The organism is Sphingomonas sp. CCH9-E2, from assembly GCF_001557215.1.
GTDB lineage: Bacteria > Pseudomonadota > Alphaproteobacteria > Sphingomonadales > Sphingomonadaceae > Sphingomonas.
On the sequence record NZ_LSJM01000253.1, the window covers coordinates 1 to 4,057 of the forward strand.

General features: G+C 69.3%; 4 protein-coding genes. 2 read left to right on the forward strand and 2 right to left on the reverse strand.

The annotated features are described in order from the left end of the window. The first annotated feature begins 74 nt into the window (after window positions 1-74). Window positions 75-482, forward strand: coding sequence for a phage major tail protein, TP901-1 family (locus AX681_RS11795; RefSeq protein ID WP_066660359.1), 408 nt, complete (start codon window positions 75-77; stop codon window positions 480-482). 108 nt (window positions 483-590) lie between these two features. On the opposite strand, the gene AX681_RS11800 is transcribed toward AX681_RS11795, so the two are convergent. Together AX681_RS11800 and tyrS are read right to left on the reverse strand one after the other, a co-directional pair. Further along, complete coding sequence (locus AX681_RS11800; RefSeq protein WP_231733745.1) at window positions 591-929, reverse strand: PilZ domain-containing protein; 339 nt, start codon at window positions 927-929, stop codon at window positions 591-593. Window positions 930-1,042: 113 nt separating this feature from the next. Continuing rightward, the gene (tyrS, locus tag AX681_RS11805) at window positions 1,043-2,269 is read right to left on the reverse strand and encodes a tyrosine--tRNA ligase (protein WP_066660348.1); all 1,227 of its coding nucleotides are present in this window, start codon (window positions 2,267-2,269) and stop codon (window positions 1,043-1,045) included. Window positions 2,270-2,382: 113 nt separating this feature from the next. Here tyrS and AX681_RS11810 point away from each other — a divergent pair. Next, window positions 2,383-4,057, forward strand: a 1,675-nt coding sequence (locus AX681_RS11810) for a tetratricopeptide repeat protein (RefSeq protein ID WP_197424285.1), incomplete at its 3' end; no start/stop codon positions are given.

A 4,057-nucleotide genomic window follows, 5' to 3' on the forward strand; every position in this document is an offset into this window, starting at 1 on the left:
CATTTCAGAATATCCTGCCGATGGGTGGCCGGGTGGGGGAGCGGGCCGGTGCCGCGAACCAAGGAGATACCAACATGGCGGTGGAGAAGGGAAGCGCGTTCCTGTTGAAGGTGGGCGATGGCGGGGCGCCGGTCGCCTATGCGACGGTGGCGGGGCTGCGCACGACGCAGCTGAGCGTCAATGGCGAGGCGGTGGCGATCACGTCGAAGGATTCGGGCGCGTGGCGTGAGCTGCTGTCCGGCGCCGGGGTGCGATCGGTGAGCGTGTCGGCGGCGGGGGTATTTACCGGGTCGGCAGCGGAGACGCGGATCCGCGGCAATGCGCTGAGCGGGGTGATCGACGATTACCGGCTGAGCTTCGAGAGCGGCGAGACGATGACCGGGCGGTTCCTGGTCACGCGGCTGGACTATGCCGGGGACTTCAACGGGGAGCGGAGTTACACGCTCAATCTTGAGAGCAGCGGCCCGGTGGTGTCGGCATGAGTGTCGGTCTCGGTGAGACTTCGCTGCCCCACCCCAACCCAGTATCGGGTCGGCCATGCCGGGGGCATGGCCGACCCGATACTCCTGAAGGGGAGGGGCTTAGAAGGGTCAGCCCGCCTTCAGCATCTGTGCGAGCAGCTCGTAATAGCTCGCCAGGTCGATCGCACTGTCGAAGCTCACCCCGATGCGGCCGCCGAGCGCCCAGCGGATCTCGGCAGGGGCCACGCCGACCACCGGGAGCATCACGCGCAAACGGTCGCCCTCGGCGAATGGGTGTTCGCAGCGGGCCATCAGGCCGTGGGGGGAGATGTTGACGATCAGCAGGGTGCGCGGCTGGGCGTCGGGGCCGAAGGCGCGGGCGCGGTAGTGGACTTCGTCGCGCTCGATGGTCCGGCGGTCGGTGTCGACCGCGGTGGCGCGCACGATGGACGAGAACTGGTAACTCACACTGGCCCCCACGATTCGTGGCTCGATACCAATCTGGGTAGGCTGGCGGGCGTAAACAGCTCCGCAACCGGATTGGTTACCAGTGGTTACTTACGTAGTCCTACAGGGGGTGATCACTCGGCGCGGAGCAGGCCGTGATGCTTCTTGCCCGCCGAGACGCGCACCTCCGCCGCACCGACCGTGACGGTCGCGGCCTCGTCGCTGACCTTTTCGCCGTCGATGCGCGCGCCGCCGCCCTTGATCAGGCGGCGGGCCTCACCCTTCGACGCGGCAAAGCCGAGGCCGATCAGGGCGTCGACGACGCTGATCTCGCCGCTGACCGACAGGGTCGGGAGCGCGTCGCCCGACGCGCCTTCCTCGAACGTCTTGCGCGCCGTTTCCTCAGCCGCGAGCGCGGCGTCGCGACCGCGGCACATGGCGGTGGCTTCGGTGGCGAGGATCTTCTTCGCCTCGTTGATTTCCGCGCCCTGCAGCGCTTCGAGGCGGGCGATCTCGTCCAATGGCAGGTCGGTGAACAGGCGCAGGAAGCGGCCGACATCGCGATCGTCGGTGTTGCGCCAGAACTGCCAGTAATCGAAGGCGGGGAGCGCGTCTTCGTTGAGCCACACCGCGCCCGACATGGTCTTGCCCATCTTGCCGCCGTCGGCCGTGGTGATCAGCGGAGTGGTGACGCCATAGACCTCGGTCCCGTCGACGCGGCGCGACAGCTCGATGCCGTTGACGATGTTGCCCCACTGGTCCGACCCGCCCATCTGCAGGCGGCAGCCGGCGCGGCGCGACAGCTCGAGGAAGTCGTAGCCCTGGAGGATCATGTAGTTGAATTCGAGGAACGATAGCGACTGTTCGCGGTCGAGGCGCAGCTTGACGCTGTCGAAGCTGAGCATCCGGTTGATCGAGAAATGCTTGCCGATGTCGCGCAGGAACGGGATATATTCGAGCTTGTCGAGCCAGTCGGCATTGTCGACCATCACCGCGTCGGTTGGGCCGTCGCCGAAGGTCAGGAACTTGGCGAACACCGTCTTGATCGACGCGATGTTGGCCGCGATGACGTCGTCGGTCATCAGCTTGCGCGCTTCGTCCTTGAAGCTGGGGTCGCCGATCTTTCCGGTGCCGCCGCCCATCAGCACAATCGGCTTGTGGCCCGATTGCTGGAGGCGGCGCAGCAGCATGATCTGGACGAGGCTGCCGACATGCAGCGAGGGCGCGGTGGGGTCGAAGCCGATATAGCCGGGCACGATCTGCTTGGCGGCCAGCGCGTCGAGCGCGGTGGCGTCGGTGACCTGGTGGATGTAGCCACGGTCGGACAAAGTGCGGAGCAGATCGGAGGTGTATTCGGTCATAGCGCGCGCGGCGTTAGCAGGGATGACGGCGCTGCGCCACCGGGTCGGACAGGGAGCCGGCGCGCCACCGGATTTGACTGTTTCGCTGGCGCAACGGGATGATATGGCACGGCATGGTCAAAGCGGGATCGATGCTGGGGATCGCGGTGCTGCTGGGCGCGGCGTTTCCCGGTATAGCGGCGGCGCATGCCGCGCCCGATCGTCCTGTCGATGCCAGTTCGGCCCGCCAGCGTGCCGAACGGTTGGCGGCGGCCGGGCGTGATGCTGAGGCCGAACGCTGGTGGCGGGCCCATCTTGCCGAGGTGGAAGCGGCGCGCCCGGGCGATGCGGCGGCGCGTGCATCGGCGCTGGACCAGCTTGGCCTCAACCTCGCCCGCCAGGGACGCCCGGCCGAGGGCGAACCGCTGCTGCGCGCGGGCCTGGCACTGCGCCGGGCCGCGGTGCCGGCCGATCCGCTTGCGGTCGCGGTGAGCCTCAACAACCTCGCCAGCTGCCTGCAAGACGCGGGACGCTATGAGGAGGCGGAAGCGGCGCTGCGCGAAGCCCTGGCGCTCAAGGAAGCGCATCTGCCCGCAGTCCATCCGGACCTGGCGGCGGGTTATGCCAATCTCGGGTCGGTGCTGTTCGCACTGGCGCGCTATGCCGAGGGCGAGGTGTTTACGCGCCGGGCGCTGGCCTTGCGCGAGCAGATCGGGCCGCCGGGTAGCGCCGATATTGCGCGCGCGATGAATAACCTGGCCGCCAATCTGGTGGCGCAGCGCCGCCTTGACGAGGCCGAGCCGCTGATCCGGGCCGCACTCGCGCTGCGCGAAGCGGCATTGCCGTCGGGCCATCCCGACTTGGCCCAGGCTTATCTCAATACCGGCGTGACGCTGGTCGAACTCGACCGGCTGGAGGCCGCCGAGCCGCTGTTGCGCAAGGCGCTGACGCTGACCGAAGCGGCCTTTCCGCCGGGACATCCGCAGATCGTGGTCGCGACGGTGCGTCTGGCCGACTGCCTGTATTTGCGGCGCGCGCATGACGCGGCGGAGGCGCTCTATCGGCAGGCGGTCGCTCGCGCCGGCGCGCTGGCCGGCGACCATCCGGAGCGGATCGCCGCGCTCGACCAGCTGTCCTATTTTCTCGAGCGGCGGCGACGCGCGCCCGACGCGGTCCGGTCGCTGACCCGCGCCGCGGGCGTGGCAGCGCTGGCGCGGATGGACGCCTATCGCGGGTTCAGTCCGGGCGCGCGAACCGAGTTGCAGCGGCACCGCCCGCTGTTCCAGCGCCAGGTCGCAGCGGCATGGACGCTGGGGCAGCGCTGGCCGCTGCCGCTCGCCTTCGTCCAGGCGCGCGCGGCGGGGGACGCGACGGCGGCGGTGACCGAGCTGCAGCGTGCGCTGCGCGAGTGCAATGCGGGCGCGCCGTCGGGGCTGCGCTGCTTCGACGTGATGCTCAGCCTGGCCAATGTCGAGGCTTATGAGGGCGATCCGGCGCGCGGCGAGCCGATCGCACGCGCGGCAGTCGCGGTGGCGGAAGCTGCGCTGCCGGTCGGGCATGCCGATCGCGCCGCCGCGTGGAGCACGCTTGCGGCCTGCCTGACCGGACAGGGTCGCTTTGCCGAGGCCGACGCGCCGTTTGTCCGTGCGCTGGCCGAATTCGACGCCGCCCGCGTCCCCGACCCGGCCGCACGCGCCGCGGTCCTGCGTGCGCGGGCAGTCAATCTGGACGAGCTGAAGCGCTATGCCGAGGCCGAGCCGATCTATCGTGCGCTGTTGACGATGCGGGAGGCCGCGGGCGAGGCGGGCG